This window comes from Methylobacter sp. (genome assembly GCF_004322395.1).
Taxonomy (GTDB): domain Bacteria; phylum Pseudomonadota; class Gammaproteobacteria; order Methylococcales; family Methylomonadaceae; genus Methylobacter_A.
The window spans coordinates 62,223-84,234 of the sequence record NZ_SCTW01000102.1; the positions used below are offsets into that span (position 1 = coordinate 62,223).

At 46.8% G+C, this 22,012-nt stretch carries 16 protein-coding genes; 1 reads left to right on the forward strand and 15 read right to left on the reverse strand.

The window, feature by feature from the left end:
* Nucleotides 1-168 precede the first annotated feature (168 nt).
* Complete coding sequence (locus EPO18_RS14360; RefSeq protein ID WP_292434345.1) at nucleotides 169-1,755, forward strand: ATP-binding protein; 1,587 nt, start codon at nucleotides 169-171, stop codon at nucleotides 1,753-1,755.
* A gap of 109 nt (nucleotides 1,756-1,864) precedes the next feature.
* On the opposite strand, the gene EPO18_RS14365 is transcribed toward EPO18_RS14360, so the two are convergent.
* The 15 genes from EPO18_RS14365 to EPO18_RS14435 all read right to left on the reverse strand — a co-directional run bounded on the left by EPO18_RS14365 (nucleotide 1,865) and on the right by EPO18_RS14435 (nucleotide 21,866).
* Nucleotides 1,865-4,834 carry a bifunctional diguanylate cyclase/phosphodiesterase gene (locus EPO18_RS14365; RefSeq protein WP_292434347.1) on the reverse strand — a complete coding sequence of 990 codons (2,970 nt, stop codon included), beginning with the start codon at nucleotides 4,832-4,834 and terminating at the stop codon, nucleotides 1,865-1,867.
* 205 nt (nucleotides 4,835-5,039) lie between these two features.
* A complete protein-coding gene (locus EPO18_RS14370) occupies nucleotides 5,040-8,591 on the reverse strand; it encodes a sensor domain-containing protein (RefSeq protein ID WP_292434350.1) in 3,552 nt (1,183 codons plus the stop codon).
* Between the two features lie 136 nt (nucleotides 8,592-8,727).
* On the reverse strand, nucleotides 8,728-9,003 hold the full coding sequence (locus EPO18_RS14375; RefSeq protein ID WP_292434351.1) for a hypothetical protein: 276 nt from the start codon (nucleotides 9,001-9,003) through the stop codon (nucleotides 8,728-8,730).
* A 37-nt stretch (nucleotides 9,004-9,040) separates the two neighbouring features.
* The gene (gene lplT / locus EPO18_RS14380) at nucleotides 9,041-10,222 is read right to left on the reverse strand and encodes a lysophospholipid transporter LplT (RefSeq protein WP_292434353.1); all 1,182 of its coding nucleotides are present in this window, start codon (nucleotides 10,220-10,222) and stop codon (nucleotides 9,041-9,043) included.
* A gap of 33 nt (nucleotides 10,223-10,255) precedes the next feature.
* The gene (locus EPO18_RS14385; protein WP_292434354.1) at nucleotides 10,256-11,050 is read right to left on the reverse strand and encodes an NYN domain-containing protein; all 795 of its coding nucleotides are present in this window, start codon (nucleotides 11,048-11,050) and stop codon (nucleotides 10,256-10,258) included.
* Nucleotides 11,051-11,072: 22 nt separating this feature from the next.
* Nucleotides 11,073-13,217: an AMP-binding protein gene (locus EPO18_RS14390; protein WP_292434358.1), complete on the reverse strand. Its 2,145-nt coding sequence runs from the start codon at nucleotides 13,215-13,217 to the stop codon at nucleotides 11,073-11,075.
* An 840-nt stretch (nucleotides 13,218-14,057) separates the two neighbouring features.
* Nucleotides 14,058-14,516 (reverse strand): DUF1810 domain-containing protein, encoded by a 459-nt coding sequence (locus EPO18_RS14395; protein ID WP_292434360.1) that lies wholly within the window; start codon nucleotides 14,514-14,516, stop codon nucleotides 14,058-14,060.
* Between the two features lie 194 nt (nucleotides 14,517-14,710).
* Complete coding sequence (locus EPO18_RS14400; RefSeq protein ID WP_292434362.1) at nucleotides 14,711-15,286, reverse strand: lytic transglycosylase domain-containing protein; 576 nt, start codon at nucleotides 15,284-15,286, stop codon at nucleotides 14,711-14,713.
* Nucleotides 15,287-15,296: 10 nt separating this feature from the next.
* On the reverse strand, nucleotides 15,297-16,499 hold the full coding sequence (gene purT, locus EPO18_RS14405) for a formate-dependent phosphoribosylglycinamide formyltransferase (RefSeq protein WP_292434364.1): 1,203 nt from the start codon (nucleotides 16,497-16,499) through the stop codon (nucleotides 15,297-15,299).
* Nucleotides 16,496-18,094: a MutS-related protein gene (locus tag EPO18_RS14410; RefSeq protein ID WP_292434366.1), complete on the reverse strand. Its 1,599-nt coding sequence runs from the start codon at nucleotides 18,092-18,094 to the stop codon at nucleotides 16,496-16,498. The genes purT and EPO18_RS14410 overlap by 4 nt, the downstream gene beginning before the upstream one ends.
* A 285-nt stretch (nucleotides 18,095-18,379) precedes the next feature.
* Nucleotides 18,380-18,508: a hypothetical protein gene (locus EPO18_RS14415; protein WP_292434368.1), complete on the reverse strand. Its 129-nt coding sequence runs from the start codon at nucleotides 18,506-18,508 to the stop codon at nucleotides 18,380-18,382.
* Between the two features lie 32 nt (nucleotides 18,509-18,540).
* Nucleotides 18,541-19,509: a ferrochelatase gene (hemH, locus tag EPO18_RS14420; RefSeq protein ID WP_292434369.1), complete on the reverse strand. Its 969-nt coding sequence runs from the start codon at nucleotides 19,507-19,509 to the stop codon at nucleotides 18,541-18,543.
* Between the two features lie 27 nt (nucleotides 19,510-19,536).
* Nucleotides 19,537-20,085: a GTP cyclohydrolase I FolE gene (gene folE / locus EPO18_RS14425; protein ID WP_292434371.1), complete on the reverse strand. Its 549-nt coding sequence runs from the start codon at nucleotides 20,083-20,085 to the stop codon at nucleotides 19,537-19,539.
* 92 nt (nucleotides 20,086-20,177) lie between these two features.
* Nucleotides 20,178-21,170, reverse strand: a complete 993-nt coding sequence (dusA, locus tag EPO18_RS14430; protein ID WP_292434391.1) for a tRNA dihydrouridine(20/20a) synthase DusA — start codon at nucleotides 21,168-21,170, stop codon at nucleotides 20,178-20,180.
* Between the two features lie 267 nt (nucleotides 21,171-21,437).
* Complete coding sequence (locus tag EPO18_RS14435; protein ID WP_292434372.1) at nucleotides 21,438-21,866, reverse strand: type IV pilin protein; 429 nt, start codon at nucleotides 21,864-21,866, stop codon at nucleotides 21,438-21,440.
* Nucleotides 21,867-22,012 lie beyond the last annotated feature (146 nt).

Consider the following 22,012-nt stretch of genomic DNA (forward strand, 5'->3'; position numbering starts at 1 on the left):
TTCAGCAGTTTAGAAAATGGAACGCTGATGCCAAAAGTAGGCGCCTCCAGGCGACGCTGATAATTATGTGTAAGATTTTTATTGAATTATCCGTGTTCATCATATTCATCCGCGTCATCTGCGTTCCATTGTATTTGATGAGGTACTCTTTCTCGGGAATCACCTAAGATGTCTATCGTAAAGCTTATCGTTTCAAAAATGCTCAAGTTGACGGACAAGGGTAAAAAGGCTTCATCAGTAGAGACCGCCTCCCCTTCTATCTCCAGGCACCTGAACTCAATCCTCTGGGTATCTACCGGGATCATGCTGATTTCTTTCATCTTATTCGCCGGGTATACGGCAATCAGCAAGTACCGGGACACGATCCAACGTATGCACACGCTTGCGTCCATCCTGGCCATCAATAGCGAAGCGCCGCTGGTTTTCTCCGACAGGCCGTCCGCGGAAGAAAACCTGCATTCTTTATCCGCCATTGCCGAAGTGTCCGGCGCCGGCATAATCAAGTCGAATGGCGAGACCTTGGCCGTCTACGCTCCTCTTCCGAACTTAACGCAAAATTTACCCGGTACCGCGAAGAATTTACTGCATCAAGTTTTTACCGATAAATTACATCTGGAACGGCCCGTATTGGCACCAAACCAGCCTGTATCCGAGCCTAGCCGACCAATCATCGGCCGGGTTTGGATCGAAGCCGACCTGACCGAAGATTGGCTGGAACTTGCCACTGTTTTGAGTATTTTTATGCTGGTAATGTTCGGTATCTACTGGTTAGGCCGAGCGCTTAATAACCGGTTGGCTTCTAGTGTCGTCAAGCCCTTGGAAGAATTGGCGAAAACGGCACTCGAGATCGGGCAAAACCGCAACTACGATAGGCGGGTGCTATTCTGGCCGGACATCACAGAACTGAATGCCGTGGTGAACGGTTTCAACCAAATGCTTGAGCATATCCAGTCCCGCGACGAAGAGCTGCAAAATCGCCGCGACCTGCTGGAGCAATACAATGAGGAACTCAAGGATTTCTCTTATATCGTTTCGCATGATTTACGCGCGCCAATCATTAATATTCAGGGTTTTGTTAACGAATTAGGCATTAGCCTGGAGGATTTACGCAAAATTCTGGATGTTGAGATGGAGCATATGGCTGAACATAAAAAAGCCGCATTACTGGAAATATTAAACGAGGATATTCCGACATCGACACGGTTTATTACCGGCGGTGTAACCAAAATGAATCAGTTGTTGGCCGGAATTTTAAAAATTTCCCGTTTGGGGCGGCAGGAGTTGAATATCGGCATAGTCGACACGCAACATCTGGTAAACGATAACATCGAGGCAATAAAATATCAGAGTGATCAGGCTGGGGCCGAGTTTATGGTTAGCCTGTTGCCGCAAGTTGAGGCAGATCCTTATTTACTAGCTCAGATATTTGCCAACTTATTGTCGAATGCAGTCAAATATTTAGACCCCGCCCGCCCCGGAAAAATTGAGCTATGGGCTGACCAACAGGACGACTGCGTTCAATTTTTTATTAGAGATAACGGTTTGGGTATTCCGGAAAAAGATCAAAAGAAAATTTTTGAGATGTTCCGTCGCGGTAGCAACCATAACGTGGAAGGCGAAGGCGTGGGACTGAATTACGTTAAATCAGCGGTTAAACTGCTGGGCGGAACTATTTCAGTGGCAAGTACTGCCGGTCAGGGAAGTATTTTCAGTTTTACACTGCCTAAGGACGTAGGCCGAAATAAGCCTGTTTGAGCGGAAGCTTTTCCGGCACACCATCTTAAAAGATAATCACCACGAAGACACGAAGTTTTATTTCTTCGTGTCTTCGTGGTGAATAAGAGCTTTTAATCAACCGTACGCTTCATTCACTCCGCTGTTGATCAAGCAAAAACTCGGCAAACTCTTCCGCCTGCATGGGCCGGCTTTTAATATAGCCCTGGTACATATCGCAGCCCTTTTCCTGCAAAAACGCCAGTTGCGCCATAGTTTCCACGCCTTCCGCCAAAACCTTAAAACCCAAAATATGCCCCATCGCAATAATAGTGGCCGCAATTTCCATGTCGTCTTGCAGATGAGGAATATCATCGATAAAACTCTTATCGATTTTTAACAGATCCAACGGAAAGTGCTTCAGGTAAGCCAGGGATGAATAACCGGTGCCGAAGTCGTCAATAGCCAACCTAATACCCAGACCACGCAAACAGTTGAGGATATTTGTCACTTTGTCCTGATTTTCCATTAATCCGCTTTCGGTTATTTCCAATTCCAGTTGCTTGGCTGGAAAACCGGTTTCAGCTAACACTGCTGCAACCAAGTCGCAAATGCCGCTACGCCGAAACTGTTGGAGGGACACATTCACCGCCAGGATTAACGGCGGCAAACCCGCATCCAGCCACTGCCGGCCTTGCCGGCACGTTTCACGCAGCACCCATTCGCCAATCGCGAGAATCAGCCCGGTTTCCTCGGCAATGGGGATAAAGCGGATCGGCGGAATCAACCCCTCGACAGGATCCAGCCAGCGCACCAAGGCTTCGACGCCGACGATACGGTTGCTGGCAATATCCACCTGCGGCTGGTAGAAAACGCGCAGTTCATCTTGCTCAATCGCCCGGCGCAGACGCGATTCCAAGGCTATGCGCTCACGAGCGGCTAGGGTCAAGTCTTCGAAAAAATAGGCAAAACAACCGCGTCCGGCGTCTTTAGCCTGATACAGCGCTGCATCGGCGTGATCCATCAGTATCTCCGGAGTAGCGCCGTGTTTCGGATATAAGCTAATGCCGATGCTGGCGCCAATCTGCACCTCTTCATTCTGCATCAGACAAAAAGGTTTGCTTAAATCGGCAATAATTTCTTCGGCCACCCGGGCGGCATCTTCAGGATGTGCGATATCTTCCAGCAACACGACAAATTCATCGCCGCCCAAACGAGCCACCAAGTCTACATCACGCAAACGGGTCGTTATTCTTGTCGCAACATGTTGCAGTAACTCGTCTCCTGCCAGATGCCCCAAACTGTCGTTAACCGCTTTAAAACGATCCAGATCGAGCATCAGTAATGCTAACTGCCTGCCATCGCGCCGTTCTACGTCAATGCCGTGTTTCAGCCGTTCCTGTAACAGCCTGCGGTTGGGAAGTTGGGTCAGCGGATCATAAAAAGCCAGCTGTTTGATCTGTTCCTCGGCAGCTTTACGCTCGGTGATATCGATATGGGTGCCGACATAATGGGTTACTTCGCCATCATTTCCTTTCACCACTGAGATAATCAACCATTTTGGATAAATTTCGCCATTCTTGCGTCGATCCCAAACTTCTCCCTGCCATGTACCGTTGCATTCTATACACGACCACATCTCAGAATAAAAGGCCGCGTCATGACGCCCGGATTTGAGCAGGTTTATATGCTGTCCAACGGCTTCTTCTTTTGAGTAGCCGGTAGATTCGATAAAGGCCCGGTTAACTTGTAAGATAATGTTTTTGGCATCGGTAATGACCATCGGTTCATTGGACTCGAAAGCGATCGCGGCAACACGAAGATGCGCCTGGGCTTGCTTGTCCAATGTGACATCCCGTAACGCGCTGGCAAAGAACATGCCTTTTTCGGTTCTAATCGGACTTACACTGATATCTACATCAAAACTACTGCCGTCTTTTCGTTGTGCTTGTAATGTTCGTCCGGTTCGCAACGGCCGGCTGACCGGGGCGGCAACAAATTTAGCGTGCAGCTCAGGGTGCTTAGGACGATAGCCTGCCGGCACCAAAATTTCAATCGATTGGCCTATCAACTCTCCGGATTTATATCCCAGCTGTAATTCGGCCTGTTGGTTGACCTGAGTAATAATTCCATGCATGTCGCTAATCAACATAGCATCCGGAGTGGCATTGAAGATGGCGCGTTGGTAGCCCTCGCTTGCTATTAATGTTTGTTCGGTTCGCCTACGGGCAACGAAATAGGTAGCCAGCGTCATGCCCGTCAAGGACAGTATCAGCATAAAAAACCAATAATTGGCCAGACTTGTGCTGAGCCCTGTCGAAGCATAAGTTTGGGTAATATCTTTAGCGAAGAACCCGGTTCCCTGCTTTGCGCCAAGAAGTCCCATCACCGCCGACATGACCAGTATGAGCACTACGCCATGAATCTCCAGGCGCACCGCCGCCCAAGTGATAAATAAGAACATCCAGTAGCCTTTAGCAATATCGCCTATTGAGTCGTGCATCCAATCCAAAAAAATCGCCTGGCCCGACAGAAATGCTAAAGCCAGCAATAACATGGACTCAGTCAGCCGTTTCGGTTTAAGCCAATCAACAGACCTATACCGCCAGACTATAATCAGTGGAGCCATCAAGGCAATGCCCAGCGTATCCCCCATCCACCAATAAGTCAGATTCAGGAAAAAAGTCTCCTCAGCTAAAAGGCCTGAAAAAATTAATGTTGCAGTTCCAACCAGCGCGGCAATGACACTGGCAATTCCCCCGGCTATAAGCAGTTGTAGATAGTGGCGAGTAGATAGGGCAGATTGTTTAAAAATGTCGTAGCGTTCAAGCAGCCAGGCACCTAAAAGCGCTTCCAGCATATTGCCTGTGGCAACGGCTGCGGCCATCCAAAAGGAATTGGTTGTTATTATGTTGACCAACAGCGCCCCGAGAAATACTCCGCAGGCGTACCTGTTCCCGCCTAACAACAAAGCGGACAACGCCAACCCAGCCGGTAACCAGAGGACACTGATGACACCGTTGACTGAACAATAGGCAAGAGTAGTCAGACCGATCAGCGCATAAAGTGCAGCTACGCCGAATTGCTTTAGCAATATTGCAAATTGAGGAAAATTTATCATTTATTATTATTTTTCTGCTGATTTTAAATTATTCCAACATGTTGGCTTATCAATACCAACAGTAGGCGTTTTACGACTGCTCCTGCGTTGCTCTAGTTCTGGGCTTTATACAGTCCATAAGCCATAATATCCGCATTCCCACGTCCCTGAGGGTTATGCGGGACTGCTCCAAAGCGGTGTGCCGAAAAGAAACTTGCTAATCCGCCTAAAAATGTTGTTGCTCACGCAATAACTCGGCAAACTCATGCGGCAGCACCGGTTTACTTTTAATATAGCCCTGGTACATATCGCAGCCCTTTTCCTGCAAAAACGCCAGTTGCGCCATAGTTTCCACGCCTTCCGCCAAAACTTTAAAGCCCAAAATATGCCCCATGGCGACAATGGTAGCGGCGATTTCCATATCATCCTGATGAAACGGAATATCATCGATAAAGCGCTTATCGATTTTCAACACATCCAACGGAAAGTGCTTCAGGTAAGCCAGGGATGAATAACCGGTGCCAAAATCATCAATAGCAAGACGAACGCCTTGAGCGCGAAGACTATTAAGAATGGCCGTTGCGTTCTCCTGATTTTCCATTAATCCGCTTTCGGTTATTTCCAATTCCAGTTGCTGAGGGGGAAAACCGGTGTCGTTCAGAACAGTTGCTACCAAATCACAAATATCGCTACGGCGAAATTGATGGGGGGACACATTCACCGCCAGGATTAACGGCGGTAAACCCGCATCCAGCCACTGCTGGCCTTGTCGGCAGGTTTCCCGCAGCACCCATTCGCCAATCGTGAGAATCAGCCCGGTTTCCTCGGCAATGGGAATAAAGCGGATCGGCGGAATCAGCCCCTCAACCGGGTCTTGCCAACGCACCAAGGCTTCGGCGCCGACGATGCGGTTGCTGGCAATATCTACCTGCGGCTGGTAGAAAATGCGTAATTCCTCTTGCTCGATCGCCCGGCGCAGACGCGATTCCAAAGCTATGCGCTCACGAGCCGCTAAGGTCAAGTCTTCGGAAAAATAGGCAAAACAACCGCGCCCGGCGTCTTTAGCCTGATACAGCGCCGCATCGGCGTGATCCATCAATATCTCCGGAGTATCGCCGTGTTGCGGATACAAGCTAATGCCGATGCTCGCGCCAATCTGAACATTATCGCTCTGGGACAGACAAAAGGACTTAGTTAAATCAGTAATAATTTCTTCAGCCACCCGGGCGGCATCTTTAGGATGTGCGATATCTTCCAGCAACACGACAAACTCATCGCCGCCCAAACGAGCTACCATGTCTACATTACGCAATCTTGCTGTGATGCGTAGTGCGACTTGTTGCAGTAACTCGTCGCCTGCCAGATGCCCAAAGCTGTCGTTAACCGCTTTAAAACGATCTAGGTCAAGCATCAGCAATGCTAACTGTTTGCCATCGCGTCGTTCCACATTAATGCCGTGTTTCAGTCGTTCCTGCAACAGTCTGCGGTTGGGCAGCTGGGTCAGCGGATCGTAAAAAGCCAGTTGTTTGATTTGTTCCTCGGCCGTCTTGCGCTCGGTGATGTCGGTATGTGTACCGACATAATGAGTAACGGCGCCATCGCTCTCTTTTACCGCAGTAATGGACAACCATTTAGGATAAATTTCGCCATTTTTCCGCCGGTCCCAGATTTCTCCCTGCCAAGTCCCGGTACGAAGAAGGCTTTTCCACATGGCCTCATAAAAAGCCTTATCATGACGTCCTGATTTGAGTATGCTTATTCTCTGACCCACCGCCTCCTGTTCCGTGTAACCGGTAGATTCGGTGAAAGCCTTGTTAATCCGCAAAATGACGCTCGTCGCATCAGTAATGACCATGGATTCCTGGGATTCGAAAGCAATAGCGGCGATGCGAAGATCCAACTCTATTCGTTTACGCTCGGTGATATCGCGGCAAAAAACACAAAACTGCTGAAACTCAGGCAGAAAGGCGGCAGAGACTTCAATATCGATTATATGCCCATCTTTATGACGATGACGGGTTTCGAATAAGTCATAACCCTGCCCAATAATTTTCTCAATATGCTCTTTTACTTTCTCCGGCCCTTCTATTGCTTCCAATTGATTGATATGCATATGCGTCAATTCATCATTTGAATAACCGATTATTTTTGAATAAGCCTCATTAGCTTGCAATACATTACCCATCGAATCGGCTATCCAAAATCCGTCCATGGATGTGTCAATCATCGCTTTGATTTGATTTAATACCTGTTCGGCCTTTTTACGCTCGGTGATGTCTTGTGCACACCCCACCATGCGTAGCGGCCTTTTCATTTCATCGAATTGCAATCCACCACTGCCACGAATAAAACGAACGCTACCATCCGGCAACATAATACGAAAATCGAGTTCACGCGACCCTTTCCCCGCTCTACAGTCACTGATCCATCTTTTCATTGCAACGCGATCACCGGGATGAATCAGATCGAGAAACGCTTTTACGGAGTGTCCAAACGTCTGCTGCGTAACGCCATAAATTCGATACATTTCATCCGACCAGCTAATGTAATCGGTCATCAATTCCATAGACCAACTGCCGACATGGGCGATACGCTGCGATTCGGACAACATTTGCTCTTTGTCCTGCAATATTTGCTGTACTTGTTTACGCTCGGTTATATCGATTGCCGAGCCGATATAACCGGTAAACTCGCCGCTATCATTATAAAGAGGCGTTCCCTTATCTAAAATCCAGCGCCAATCGCCTTCCGCATTACGCAGACGATATTCTGTGGTAATGGGCGCCTGAACCTCGGTATTTTGATAATACCTCACGAAGGCTGTTTCTTTGTCGTCGGAATGGATAGTATTGATCCAGTCCTCATGCGTCATAGTCTGTGCCGAATCGAGACCTGTAAAATCAAGCCAGGACCGATTGACAAAAGTGGGCTCTCCCTCGGCATCTGTAATCCAGATCATGATAGGTGAGCTGTCGGCCATCAGGCGAAAACGCGCCTCGCTTGCCCGTAGCGTGGCCTCGGCTTGGTACCGTTCGGTGATGTCGCGTATGGCGCTGGCAAAAAACAAGCCTTGATTTGTTTGGATCGGACTTAAGCTGATTTCCACATCCACTTCACTGCCGTCTTTTCGTAGAGCCTTTACCGACAGCCCTACTCCCATCGGCCGGGCCACTGCCGATGCGGCAAATTTCGCCCGCAGTGCCGGATGCTCCACACGAAAACGCTCCGGCACCAAGGCTTCAATCGTTTGTCCGAGCAGTTCGTTAACCGTACATCTCAGCAGGCACGCGGCCTGTTGATTGGCCATGGTAATAACGCCTTGTTCATTACTGATCAGCATGGCGTCCGGTGTAGCATCGAAAATAGCGCGTAGATAAGTTTCGCTGATTTGTAACTCTTGAGGACTAGGCAAACGTAACAGTTTTGGAATCAGCGGCCAAATCAGCAGGGCAGTGACTATCGAAATCAGCGCTGCGGCTAATTTTATCAGGCCGTCAAGCCAATAATCGGGATGCCAAATTGTCCAGATACTGAACAAGTGTGTGGTGCCGCATAAACAAATGAAAGCCCCAAACAGCACAAACACCCAGCGATAAGCCAAGTCGATGCGTTTTCGGACAAAATAGAACAATGCAAACGGAATGGAAAAGTAAGCCAGCGCAATAACGCCATCGCTTATAACATGCAACCACAGGATTGACGGCAACCAAAGATAGCAAGCACCGTGGGGCATAAAATTGCTGGCGCCGGCCAGTAAATCATTAAACCATGCGAACATTCAGGCTTGTGCTCCGTCGATACGCTTTGTTGTTGATAAACCAAACACAGATTAGACAGCGTTACCCATCGAAACGAATAATATTCGCAGTCTTACAGACCGCTTTCTGGAGTTCGGAAACAAGCAGAACGAATCGTTAAAAATCTTCCTCTGTTAACAGAGTTGTGACTTTTCTGTCCGGATCTGTAATTATCCATAGCTTTTCGGTGCCGGCAGTATAGACTGACATTACTCTTTCTATCGATTCGGGCAGTAACGCAAGTGTGTTTTCGCGCCAATCCACCTCTGATACATCCCCATAGTCACCTCTTTGATGCCTGTCCAGCAAATCGCCTATCGGTACCTTAAAATTAGCTATAATCGAAATAGCCGATGGCGTCATGGTGATTTTTCCAAGTTCAAACAGATTCATTTAGTTTGCTCCTTTTATTGTAATCCAAAGCGTACTTTTAGTAATTAATCATTCTTTGTTCTTTTTGATTATCAGGCAGATGCAGCGATATCAAAAAAGTGGTTATGAATACTAATAAGCCTAGCATAAACATTGCAAGTACCGGGGTTACCTGATGCGCAGAGGCAAAAGTATAGCTGCCAACTGCAACCAGCATAGCAAGATTTTGAAAAAAACCTTGCAAGGCCACGGCACTGCCGCTGCCGATGCTTTGCTGTCCCAATTCCTGTAAGGCGGCGTTCACAGGAACGATAAACATACCGCCCATCATGCCGATAAAAAATAGGGTGAAACGGGCCGGCCAGATGCTCTCTGTCAGACTCAGTACAATCACAAAGGCAGCCATTAAATAAGCGGGTATTCTGGCACGGCGCAAATGTTCCAGCGAAATCATCCGAGGCACCAAAGCCGATCCGGCTATAATGCCGATCGCAAGAAATAAGGTCAACTCAGCAATTTCGGTAGCGCTTTTAGCCAACAATACCAGCGGCGCCCAAGCCACAATAATCACTCTTAAGGTTGCCGCGGCGGCCCAGAACAAGGAGCCTCCCAGAATAGCGAAGCGCGATCGCGGCGTAGTGAAAAACGAAGCCATTTGCCGCTGGAAAGCCATAATTCTCGAGCCCGGAATATGTTCATGCCTCAGCACGCGAACAGGTAGCGCTACAGTGATCAAAGCCGAGGCCGTAAAAATGATGATGGTTCCGGTTAGCGCCCAAGTTATCGAGTAATCCGCCACTCTGGCGCCTATAATCATGCCTAGCAAGATAGCCAAAATGGTGGAGCCTTCAATCCAGCTGTTCGCTTTAACCAGAAATTCATGCCCTGCCAGCTCAGGCAGAATGCCGTATTTTGCCGGACTGTAAAGGGCAGCGCCAACACCAACTACGCAATAAGCAATCAACGGTTCCACATTAAACAATAATAATCCTGCACCTGCCGCTTTAATCAGGTTCGCAATAATCAGCACCCTGGATTTCGGATGATTATCGGCAAATCCGCCCACCCATGGCGCAAGCAACACGAAAGCAACGAGAAACACGCTTTGTAAAGCCGGGACATACCAGCTAGGCAACTGCGCGGACTGCATCACCATAGCAATTACTGTGAACAAAATAGCGTTATCGGCGAATGCGGATAAGAATTGGGCGATCAGTAAGGGGTAGATTTGTTTATTCATTATATGATGTTGAAGTAGATGAGGATTTAGCGTTCAACTTTTATTTTTTCTTTTATCTCTATAGAAAAGTTTGAAAGCATTAGTACCTTTCATAGCAACTTTCTTCATTTCAAATAGTTCGGTTGTTTCTATAAGAGTTGATAATTTGGCATAACCAAAATTTCTGGAATCAAAATCAGGATGCTGTCTTTTGATCAATGAACCGCAAACACCCAGTTCCGCCCATCCTTCTTCATTGCTACATTCATTGGCAGCATTGCGCAGCATATTCATCAGCTTGCTATTTTGGCAAAGCTGTTGTCTAGATAGCTGATTTTGTTTTTCTACTGCTTGTTTAGGTTCTTCTATTTTGAGCGGATCAGTTTTCTCCGTATCCGTATCCGTATCTAATGTTTTCAAAATATCTATATAGATGAAATCGTCACAAGCATTTCGAAAGGCAATTGGCGTTTTTCGTTCTCCAACGCCATATACATGAATGTGCGATTCCTTTAGTCGTGTTGCAAGCTTTGTAAAATCACTATCACTAGAAATTAATGCAAAAGCGTTGAATTTTTCTGAGTATAATAAATCCATTGCATCAATAATCATCGCTGCGTCAGAAGAGTTCTTTCCTGATGTGTAAGAAAATTGCTGGATAGGTTGGATCGCCAACTCATTCATCGGCGTTTTCCAGTTTTTTAACACTAGGCTACTCCAGTCGCCATAAGCTCTTTTAACGATCAGAGAACCGTATTTAGATAGCTCGGTAATTATGGCTACCAAAGCATCTTGCTGAGTGTTTTCAGCGTCAATCAAGACTGCAATTTTTTTCTCTGGATGAATCATTTATACGTCCTTGTATTTAACGCTAAGAAACTTTGCCGGCAACCAGCTCTGTAACCGCTATATAATTGGTTTTACCGGTCGCCATCACCGGGATCGCATCAACGATTAATATTTTCTTTGGCAGAAGGATATGAGCCACGCCTTTAGATGCCTCCGCCAAGTCATTAATAGTCGCCTGCTTTTGCGTGGTGACCAAAATAACCTGCTCGCCTTTTTTGGGGTCCGGCAAGCTGATGACGGCGTGAAGCGCATCCGGCCAAACATTAGTCGCCATCTGCTCTACAGCGGTCAATGAGACCATTTCACCGCTGACTTTGGCAAAACGCTTGCTGCGGCCGCGTATGCTGATGAAGCCTTCGCTGTCGACATGCACAATATCGCCGGTGTCGTACCAACCATCGCCATAAATCGACTTAGGCGGAACCAATTGGCCTGGGTTGTTGGCCAACAGGTAGCCCAACATGATATTGGGACCTTTGACGTGAAGCCTACCCGCCTCTTCTATTCCTTCGACCGGTTCCAGTTTGTATTCCATAGACGGCATAAACCGGCCTACGGTACCGGTTTTATAATCCATCGGCGTATTGACCGAAGCGATAGGCGTGGTTTCTGTCGCGCCGTAACCTTCCAGTATGCGTATGCCGAATTTATCCATCCAAGTTTGACGGGTAGTTTCCTGCAACTTTTCCGCACCGGCGACCACATAACGCATATTGAAAAAATCATAAGCGTGGGCTTTTTTTGCGTAACCGGCTAAGAAGGTATTAGTGCCAAACATGATGGTCGCGTTGATTTCATAAGCGATTTCAGGAATGACCGCGTAATGCAAAGGAGTCGGATAAAAGAAAGTGGTCATGCCATGCAGGATCGGCAACATAGTGCCGACCGTAAAGCCGAAAGAATGAAACATCGGCAAAAAGTTAAGCACCACGTCCCTAGCATTAAAATTGATCCGCGCTTCCAATTGCTTAAGATTGGATAGGATATTGGCGTGGGACAACACGACTCCTTTCGGCGTGCCTTCAGAACCGGAAGTAAATAAAACTACCGCCGGACTATCGGGACTGTATTGGGCATGTTTGTACCAGATATTAGCGGTCTTGCATTGCACCAGCGCCTGAAATTTGTCCCATGCCGACAGCTCCCCAGCCAAGTCTTCCAGATAAACAAGATTAACCTGTTCGGACAAATGATCGGCTTCGTCGGCTAAATTGCCAAGCTCGATAAAGCGGCGCGAAGTCAAAACGGTTTTGACTTCTGCTGTGTTACAAGCGGAAACCATGCCGGCTGAGCCGGTTGAATAATTCAACATGGCCGGCACCCGGCCATAAAGCTGCAAGCCCAGAACGACCGATAACGTTTTGGTCGAATTAGGCAAAAAAACGCCGACATGCTCCCCCTCTACTGTAATTTTCTTTAAAGCGTTGCCTATCGCAATGCTACGGGTAATTAAATTGTCATAGGCTAGCGGAATGCGCTCCAGGTCGGTGGCAACAGTATGTTTGCCGCCGTGTATTTTTCGCGCTTCAAGCAAACTGGCGAAAATAGTCTGCCGGCAATGGCTGGTCGCGAACATCATCTCAGTCATAATATCGGCCAAAATATGTCCGCTGTATTTCCGGCGGTTTTTGCCGGTTAATCCTTGAGGAGGGGAAACGAACGTATGAGGTAAAATCTGGATAGTAATTTTCGGAAATAAACGCAAGCGGACGATATTGCGCAATCTGGAAAAATGCGTGTATTCGGCACCCTCAATCCGTACAGGCAATATGGCTGCTTCGGATTTGTCGGCGACCATGCCGGTGCCGTCGTAGATTTTCATTAACGAACCGGTTACGGTAATTCTGCCTTCAGGAAAAATAACGGTGTGGGTGTCTTGCTGCAAATGATGAATCAAATCCTTCAGTGATAAAGGATGGGTCGGATCCATCGGAAACACGCGGGATAACCTTAAAAAAGGCTTCAACCACCAGCGTTCGGAAACCTGGGTATTGATCGCGAAAGTGACGTTATTAGGTAAAAATACGCCCAGTAATAACGGATCCAGAAAGGACGTGTGATTGGATATAATCAGGACTCGGTTTCCGGCTTTCTTATAATTGTCCAGCCCTCTGATTTCAACCTTATAAATTAAGGCCAGCAACCAGCGTAAAATTTTTTTCAACATTAAATTTCCTCCTCGCTTCAATTTTAGCAGATGTTTCATTTTACTTAGAATATTCATGGTTACTGGAGCACATTGAGACTCGGAATTTAATTCCGTCTATGGGGAAATTTGGCGAGGCATGGTCAATTTAAAAAGACTATATAATTTAATATTTTGCGATATGATGTGATGCAAATCATTCCCAGCCTTGAATGAAAAGTAATCCATGTCTCGTTCGTGGCGGACCAAGTTAAGGTTTTTTTCTTGCTATCTAAGCTCTATGGATTACCGGCTTCCTATCGGGAATTAATCAAACTGGGAAAATATTGGTTAAAGATTGAGTTCGGATTATAAAAATTGCCGTAAATCCCGTAAGGATTAGCTACATTGCCGGAGCTGTATGGAATATTGGCATTATAAGGGTCATTGATTGAACCTGGAGCGTAAGGGTTAGTGTAGATTCTGTATCGATTCGGTGTGCTGTACGGGGTATATGGACTACCGCCACCATGCGGAATGCGGGCTGGATATGAAGAGTATGGATGTTTGTGATGTCCATGGAAATTCAATACGGAATCCGGAGCATATGGATTATTGTTAAAGCGGTCGCGGTAATGATTGTTACGGAACTGGGGCGCGTTTATCGGAGAAGGGTTAACAGCCGGGTTCGTATTGCGGAGACCGCCGTAGACTCCATAAGGATTTGAGCTATAACTGCCCCGGTGCCCGTGACCCCACGCAACGCCCGACATTAACATAAAGGCCGACACAACATAACACTGACACTTCATAACGTCCCCCTTCAATTTTCAAGTGACGCAAACCCAGTTTAATTCAGGATAGCCGATCAATTGCCTTGGCTCATTTTTCCTTAAGTTTCTCTAATAATCGTAGCGTCAAAGCATCCCGCTCGCCATTAAAATATTTATCAAGAACGCGATCAAACACAGAACATGAAGCCGCCACATAGGCAAACAGTGTCATCGAAGATTTAAGCTTTAGATTATCGGGATAACCAAAAATGTCTGAAACCGATCGGCCTTCAATGCTAAAAACCGCTTCTGCGCATTCCAGCAGCCTTTTTCCGAGTATAGGATTATTCAGGTATTGCCGAGCCTCTTCTATGCTTTTAATGGCATAGTGTTTTGACGTTGAACTGTGCCCCAAGCCATCAATTTGCGGGAATATATACCACATCCAATGCGTTCGTTTCCGGCCGTTTCTTAACTCTGCGAGGACATTGTCATAGATATTTTGCTGCGCATCCATGAAACGGCTCAAGTCGACCGGATGACCGGCGGTGTCGCTTGCGTCTATCATGCTTGGCTCCTTGTTGTTCTAACCAACTGGCTATATCCCAGTTCCAGAACGCTGATATGCCCCAAGCCGAACGAAGCATGTGCCCTCCGTCCGGAACATTTTGTATTGGTTACCTGCAACCAATTTGCTTAGGCGGTGCTGAAAAATGCAAAATCCGCCCCGCTGGTAAATCCCTGCTGCCAGCACCCATTAACTCAGGAATGCCTGTAATACAATGACATCACTGTTTTGACGTAATTTTGGGTTTCTGGATACGGGGGAATGGAGTTGTTGTATCTCATCACTGCACCTTCACCGGCATTATAAGCTGCAACTGCCAAGTTCAAATTTGAATCGAACATTCTAAGTAGGTCTTTCAAATAATGAGTGCCGCCGTCGATATTCTGGACGGGATCATTCCTGTTAATAACACCATAGCGTCTTGCGGTATCGGGCATTAATTGCATTAAGCCGACGGCTCCGGCTGAGGATATTGCGCTTGCATCGTAAGCGGATTCGGCCTGAATAACGGCGTGTAGCAGTCTGACATCCACTTGGTGCCGGTTGGCCGCCTCAGCGATAAGATCGGCAAATCTTTTTTTGTTGACGCCGACAAAAGGCAGGGCGGCGGCATAATTTATTGGTCGTGTCCGTATGATACGTTTGTACAGGCTATTTTTAGGTTTATCGGTATAGTAGGTGCGGCCGTTAGTATCGATAAATTTATAGATGTCGGCCAACACTTCGTTTGCGATCAATAAACCGGTTAAAATAACGGCAATTCTCATCATATATTCTTCCCTATCGGTCAGGTTTAATAACGATCATAGTTGCGGCTTTGACCGCTCTGATTCTGGCTTCATCGACAGTTTCAGCGGTAGCTAATGCAACACCCATGCGCCTGTTGGTAAAAGCTTCAGGCTTGCCAAATAATCTGACTTCACTGGCCGGGACGCTAAGCGCCTTATCCAGCCCTTCGTAAATCACACCTTGTGCATCCAGTCCGCCTAATATTACGGCACTGGCTCCTGTGCTTTGCATACCGGTATTGACGGGCAAGCCTAGAATGGCTCGGGCATGCAATTCAAATTCGTTTTGTTTTTGGGTGACCATAGTCACCATACCGGTGTCATGCGGTCTAGGGCTGACTTCGCTAAACCAGACGCTGTCGCCCTTGATAAACAGCTCAACGCCGAACAGGCCGAGCCCGGCGATCTCATTGGTTATTTTAAAAGCAATGTCTTGCGACGCTTTTATCGCGGCGGAACTCATGGCTTGCGGTTGCCAACTCTCTCGATAATCGCCGCTTTCCTGCACATGGCCTATCGGAGCGCAAAAGTGCGTTTCGACTTCGCCTTGCTGATTTAAGGCTCGCACCGTCAGCAGGGTGATTTCAAAATCAAAGTCTATTTTTGCTTCGACAATGACTTTGCCGGTATCCACCCGGCCGCTGGATTTGGCGTAATCCCAGGCTGCCTTAAGTTGATCGGCATTTTTAACCATTGACTGGCCTTTGCCGGATGACGACATGGTCGGCTTAACAAAGCATGGATAACCGATGCCGCTATCAACCGCTGCCTGCAGTTCATCAAAACTTTCTGCAAATGCGTAGTCCGAAGTGGGGATTTTTAGCTGCTCGGCGGCCAGAGTCCTGATGCCTTCCCGGTTCATCGTTAACTGAATCGCTCGGGCGTTAGGTACAACTATACACCCATCCTCAGACTCAATGTCAAGCAGTGCTTGAGTCGCGATTGCTTCAATTTCAGGGATAATAAAGTCCGGCTGTTCCAGCGCAATCAGTTTTTTGACCGCGTCGGTGTCGGTCATGTCGATCACATGGCTGCGATGGGCCACATGTTGTGCCGGTGCATTCGGATAGCGATCTACGGCAATCACTTCCACGCCGTAGCGTTGCAGTGCAATAGCCAGCTCCTTGCCCAGCTCGCCGCTGCCGAGCAACAAGGCTTTAGTTGCGCTGTTTGATAATGCGGTGCCTATTTTCATTGTGAATCTGCCAGATAGTTATCTATGTCTTCTTTGGAAAAACCGATTTTTTTCGCTACGCGATCGGCATGGCTGACCCGGGAAATGCCTGGAACCAGTTTGTAGGTCGGCGCGTCATTGGCAAATTCGACTTGTCTCGGCAAACCGATGCCCTGAGCGACAAAATGATCGACCAGTTGATGATTGTGGGTGATTAAAATGGTGCTGTTGCCTTTCCGGTAAAAGCCGTTAAGCACATTCGAGGACGATTCCATTTTTTCTTCAAAGGTCGTGCCTTCGGATAATTCGTCCAGTACCACCAGGCTTTTCGCGGTTGCGGCCAGAAAAACCTCCTTGGTTCGTTTCAATTCGGTACCGAAACGGCCTTCACCGTCATCCAGATGGCTAATTTCCGGCGCTTGGTAAAAGATTCGGTCAGCGACGGTCAGGATCGCCGATTTAGCAGGAACATAGCAGCCGATTTGAACAAGCAGCTGGATTTGGGTAACGGTTTTGCAAAAAGCCGTTTTGCCGCCGCTGTTCGGGCCAGTGATCAATACCAGTTTGTCATCGTCCAACACAAAATCGTTGCCGACATAATCCGGGTTTTGTTTGCCTAAAACCGGGTTTCTGGCGTCGGTCAAGTTTATACGGTGATGAGGCGCGTCAACCAATTCAGGCAGTACTTTATTCCCGCCGAATGCCTCGGAAAACTTGATAAACGACAGTAATTCATCGAGTTGACCCAGCGCATCCAAAGTTTCAGCGACTGCCGGGGATTTTTTGAACTCGTTTCTTAACGGGATAATGCAGCTGTCCCGGTCAAAGCCGCCGACGATCGGGTAATAAACCAGTAAAAAAGGCACAAAAAAAATGGTCGCGGTCGGGATAGCCTCAACTGAAACCTCAAACATATCGGTTGGGAAAAAATGCGCCAATGCCCAGAAGAAGCCGAAAAACAGGCTGATCAGCAATGGTTTAAATAGTCGAGGTCTAAAGATAACCGCAGGTGAGAAAGAGCCCTTCCGTTGCTCTTGGCACTGAATATTGTTTTCAGTGATATAAACAGGCCCTTGCATCAGCGAATAGGGCCGCGATTCGGCAAAGGCTTTAATTTTGTCGAGAATAGTTTTCAGATAAGCGCTTTGCGGAGTTTCAACAGATTGAATCTGATCAACCAATTCCAACATAAAACGGATGCCGCGTTTATATTGCAGATAGCCGTAGCCTTCGATTTCATGCTCTTCCCTGGCCGTGCCGAATGAGCCCAGGAATTCGCCGAATAGCAGTAGATAGAAGTTTTTTTCATTCGGCACCGACTGTTCTACGATTTGCTCAAGCTGTTCTTTAAGTGCCGGATTATTGCGGAGCTCTTCAACGGCTTGCTGTTTTGTCTTAATCGCATCCAGCGTATTTAGCGGCTGGGCTAAAGATCGAAATAACACCGCCTGTCCGGCAATCGTCGAGGCATGATTTACGGCGTCGAACAGCTCATCGACTTCAATGGTATTGAAAGTTCTTTCGTCAATAACGCCGTCGCCGGTTTCCAAAGCTTTGCTGACTTTGATGGTCGGCCAGCTGCTGTCTTGCCAGTTTTGTAATAGCGTATTTTTCATATTTTTAGCCTTTTTTATTTATTAGCGGGTTAGGCCATTTTTGTTCGTTTAGGAACATGCATGAATAATTGGAGCAAGTTTTATTTTTAGACCATGAAGAACATGAAAGGCATGAAGGATTTAAGTCTTCACGTCCTTTATGCTCTTCGTGGTAAGAGCTTAAATTAATTTATGTATTTTCCTTAGTGTGTTATGGGGCTGTTTTTTTTGCCCGCCATATTCATATCAACTCAAGCTAAGCATTACACGATTTATCATAAAAACTGGAGTTTAAAAATATGTTTTTTAACTTAGCTGTTCGCCGTATAACGGGAGTGCAAGCTCTGCTTGCCCGCTGGCAACTATCGAATAATTTGCAGACACCAAAATAGGCGCTTTAGGCGAAGCCTGCTCTCCATTTTTAAGCGGCTTCACTAAAAAAATCATACTTACTTTGGGTGTCCGGTCTACAGCTTCTTTTTAAGCAGATTAACTATAGCATCAACATGAGCTTCTGAATCATTCAGTGCTGGAATATAACGATATTCTTCGCCGCCGGATTCGATAAAAATAGCCCTGTTCTCGATAGCTATTTCTTCCAGCGTTTCCAGACAGTCCACCGCAAATCCCGGACAGACGACATCTACCTTTTTAATGCCTTTTGCTGGAAGTTCTTTTAGCGTGTCGACACAATAAGGTTTTAGCCATTGAGCTTTGCCGAAGCGCGACTGGAACACAATCATCCATTGTGTTTCGTCAAGACCTAATTTCTCGGCAATCAGCGCTGCGGTTTTATGACATTGGTGAAAATAAGGATCGCCCCATTTAGTGAGCTGTTCGGGCAAGCCGTGGAATGACATCAGCAACAGATCGTTTTTGCCGTGCTCTTGCCAACCCTGCTCGATGGATTGGACAACCGCAGCAATATAATGGCTGTGCTGGTGGTAATCGCTGATAAAATGGATGTCGGGCAGGTGTTTCCACCGGCTCAATTCTTTGACTAGATCATCATAAATTGATGCAGTGGTGGTCGAAGAATATTGCGGATATAACGGCAGGATAATCAAATTCTCGACGCCGGCACTTTTGAAAATTCTTAATTGCTTTACTATCGAAGGTTCGCCATAACGCATCGCAGGCTGGATAGTGACACCTTTGGAATGCAGTTTCTCGGCAACTCGCTCGGTTAATTGCAGGGTCAGGAAAATTAACGGCGAACCTTTTTCATGCCAGATCTTGCGATAAGCTAAAGCCGATTTGCGAGGTCGAAAAGGAAGGATAAAAAAATGCAGTATCAGCCACCACAACGGCCTGGGCAGGTTGACGACGCGTGGATCCCAAAGGAATTCTTTAAGAAACCGCCTGACTGCTGACGTTGTCGGTGCGGTAGGCGAACCCAGATTCGCTAGTAATACGCCGGTTTTTTTTGCCGTCATGAAGTTCGGTTTCGCCTCCCCACAAGGTCAGGTTTGACGGTTGATCAGATTTAAAAACTCCGATCGGGTGCTGATTTCCTTACGGAAAATTCCGGTCATCACTGAAGTGGTCATCACCGAGTTTTGTTTTTCAACGCCGCGCATCATCATGCATAAATGCTTAGCTTCAATAACCACAGCCACACCTCTGGCGCCGGTTGCAAGTTCAATCGCGTCGGCTATTTGTTTGGTTAGTACTTCCTGGATTTGCAGGCGCCGTGCATACATATCGATAACACGGGCCACTTTAGACAAACCCATCACCTTGCCTCGAGGTAAATAACCCACATGACATTTGCCGATAAACGGCAGCAAATGATGTTCACATAAAGAATACAGTTCAATATCTTTTACAATAACCATGTCCTCGGTGTCGGCGGTAAAAATAGCGCCGTTCAATACTTCTTCCAGATTTTTTTCGTAGCCGTTATTTAAAAATTTGAAAGCCTTGGCTGCGCGTTTTGGCGTATCGATCAGCCCTTCGCGATCTAAATCTTCACCGACTGCTTCGATAATCTTGGCAAAATGCTCTTCCATTGTTTCAATCTCAGTTATAAAAAATAGCCGTTCAGTATACACATTGGCTTTTGAATTTTAAAGCTTCCGCTCCAAGCTCACACGCCGCTTATTTACATCCGATTAGGCAACGCATCTAGAAGCACATTAATGTCCGCGCCGGGCTTGCAAACATTTTCACTAAGATGCCGCCGCCAACTCCTAGCACCCGGCTCGCCATGGAAAAGTCCTAAAATATGCCGGGATATGCTATTCAAGCGAACTCCATCGTTAAGCTCAAGCTGCTCCTGAATATAAGGGATTAACAATTGCATAATCATTTCCCGTGACCGGGGTTCTTTAGATTCACCATAAAACCGTCTGTCTACATCGGCCAATAAATAAGGGTTGTGATAAACCTCCCGGCCCACCATGACGCCATCGACATGCTGCAAAATATCTTCAGCTTGGTCTAATGTAGTGATGCCTCCGTTCAGGATGATTTCCAACTGCGGAAAATCCTGTTTTATTTGATAGACCACATCGTAGCGCAACGGCGGAATATCCCGGTTTTGTTTCGGCGACAAGCCGCTTAACCAGGCTTTTCTTGCATGAATGATAAAGATTTCGCAACCGGCAGCGGCAACTGTCGAGACAAAATGCGTTAATTCTTCATAAGAATCGCGCTCATCAATACCGATTCTCGATTTGACCGTGACCGGGATTGAAACCATCTGATTCATGGCTGCAATACATTCGGCAACCAGCTCTGGTTCCGCCATCAAGCAAGCACCAAAACGGCCATTCTGAACCCGGTCGCTGGGACAGCCGACATTCAAATTCACCTCGTCATAGCCGTAATCCTCAACCATCTTGGCGCAAATGGCTAATTCCCGAGGATTGCTGCCGCCCAATTGAAACGCAACAGGATTCTCGGCTGCGCTAAATCGCAAAAACCGGTGATGGTCGCCATGAATCAACGCGCCGGTGGTTACCATCTCGGAATACAAAAATGCGTGCTGTGAAATCAGCCGATAGAAATAGCGGCAGTGCCTATCGGTCCAATCGAGCATCGGGGCAACGCTGAACTTATGGCTTGAACCAAAAACTTTATTTTTATTACTTATCAATTTGTTATCAGAGTGATTGAATTACGCTTTTTACACTTGGGGGTGGGTCTGGGCTCAAAGTAAAAGTTGGTTGAGAGTAGTGTGCTGGAGAGTAAAATAATTTATGCCCGCTTTGAAAATACTTACTTTGTGGTAGCCCACATGGCGTTTTCTTAATTTTTATGCCGCTTTAGAGCTTCGGTAGTCCGGATGACTACGCGAATAAATTGAATACAGTAGGATGCGCTTCGTTTTTCGGCGCATCCAGTCGCACAGGAAGATTATTTACCAACACTCAGTCACTTTTGCGGCAGTTGTTTGACCGCTACCCGAAGTTGTTTTTCCGTCTTTATTAACAGCAAAAGTGCCACATGTGGAGTCTGCAAATGGAGACAGCGGGGTAGCAGTAACTGTGTAAGTTGTAGCGTCTGGGATGCCTGAAATGGCAATTGTATAATAACCTCCAGGTGAGGTGTAGGTAGAAGTAGCGCTGCTACCTATCTCTATAAGTGTGCCATAACTAGTATGACTTGCTCTATATTTTTCCTGAGCTACTTGTGCCTTTAAAAGCTCAGCCTTAGCATCAGAGCGTTTTCCTTTGAGTACATAATTCGAATAAGCGGGAACAGCAATAGCGGCAAGAATCCCGATTATAACCACTACAATCATCAATTCTATTAAAGTAAAACCGGAAGATCGTTTAAATGAGTACATTGTTTCGCCTTTATTTAAGTTATTTTTTGAAAGAAATATAGCATAACCGACACATACTTAGGCGAATTGAATAATTTTATATAAATATCTGCGGATTAGTTAACAAAGCAAAAGTAATAGTAACCTATAATTAAAGTAACGCAAAA

Coding starts and splice junctions, on each gene's coding strand:
- EPO18_RS14360 (WP_292434345.1), top strand. CDS start 169: ATGTCTATCGTAAAGCTTATCGTTTCAAAAATGCTCAAGTTGACGGAC.
- EPO18_RS14365 (WP_292434347.1), bottom strand. CDS start 4,834: ATGATAAATTTTCCTCAATTTGCAATATTGCTAAAGCAATTCGGCGTA.
- EPO18_RS14370 (WP_292434350.1), bottom strand. CDS start 8,591: ATGTTCGCATGGTTTAATGATTTACTGGCCGGCGCCAGCAATTTTATG.
- EPO18_RS14375 (WP_292434351.1), bottom strand. CDS start 9,003: ATGAATCTGTTTGAACTTGGAAAAATCACCATGACGCCATCGGCTATT.
- lplT (WP_292434353.1), bottom strand. CDS start 10,222: ATGAATAAACAAATCTACCCCTTACTGATCGCCCAATTCTTATCCGCA.
- EPO18_RS14385 (WP_292434354.1), bottom strand. CDS start 11,050: ATGATTCATCCAGAGAAAAAAATTGCAGTCTTGATTGACGCTGAAAAC.
- EPO18_RS14390 (WP_292434358.1), bottom strand. CDS start 13,217: ATGTTGAAAAAAATTTTACGCTGGTTGCTGGCCTTAATTTATAAGGTT.
- EPO18_RS14395 (WP_292434360.1), bottom strand. CDS start 14,516: ATGATAGACGCAAGCGACACCGCCGGTCATCCGGTCGACTTGAGCCGT.
- EPO18_RS14400 (WP_292434362.1), bottom strand. CDS start 15,286: ATGATGAGAATTGCCGTTATTTTAACCGGTTTATTGATCGCAAACGAA.
- purT (WP_292434364.1), bottom strand. CDS start 16,499: ATGAAAATAGGCACCGCATTATCAAACAGCGCAACTAAAGCCTTGTTG.
- EPO18_RS14410 (WP_292434366.1), bottom strand. CDS start 18,094: ATGAAAAATACGCTATTACAAAACTGGCAAGACAGCAGCTGGCCGACC.
- hemH (WP_292434369.1), bottom strand. CDS start 19,509: ATGACGGCAAAAAAAACCGGCGTATTACTAGCGAATCTGGGTTCGCCT.
- folE (WP_292434371.1), bottom strand. CDS start 20,085: ATGGAAGAGCATTTTGCCAAGATTATCGAAGCAGTCGGTGAAGATTTA.
- EPO18_RS14435 (WP_292434372.1), bottom strand. CDS start 21,866: ATGTACTCATTTAAACGATCTTCCGGTTTTACTTTAATAGAATTGATG.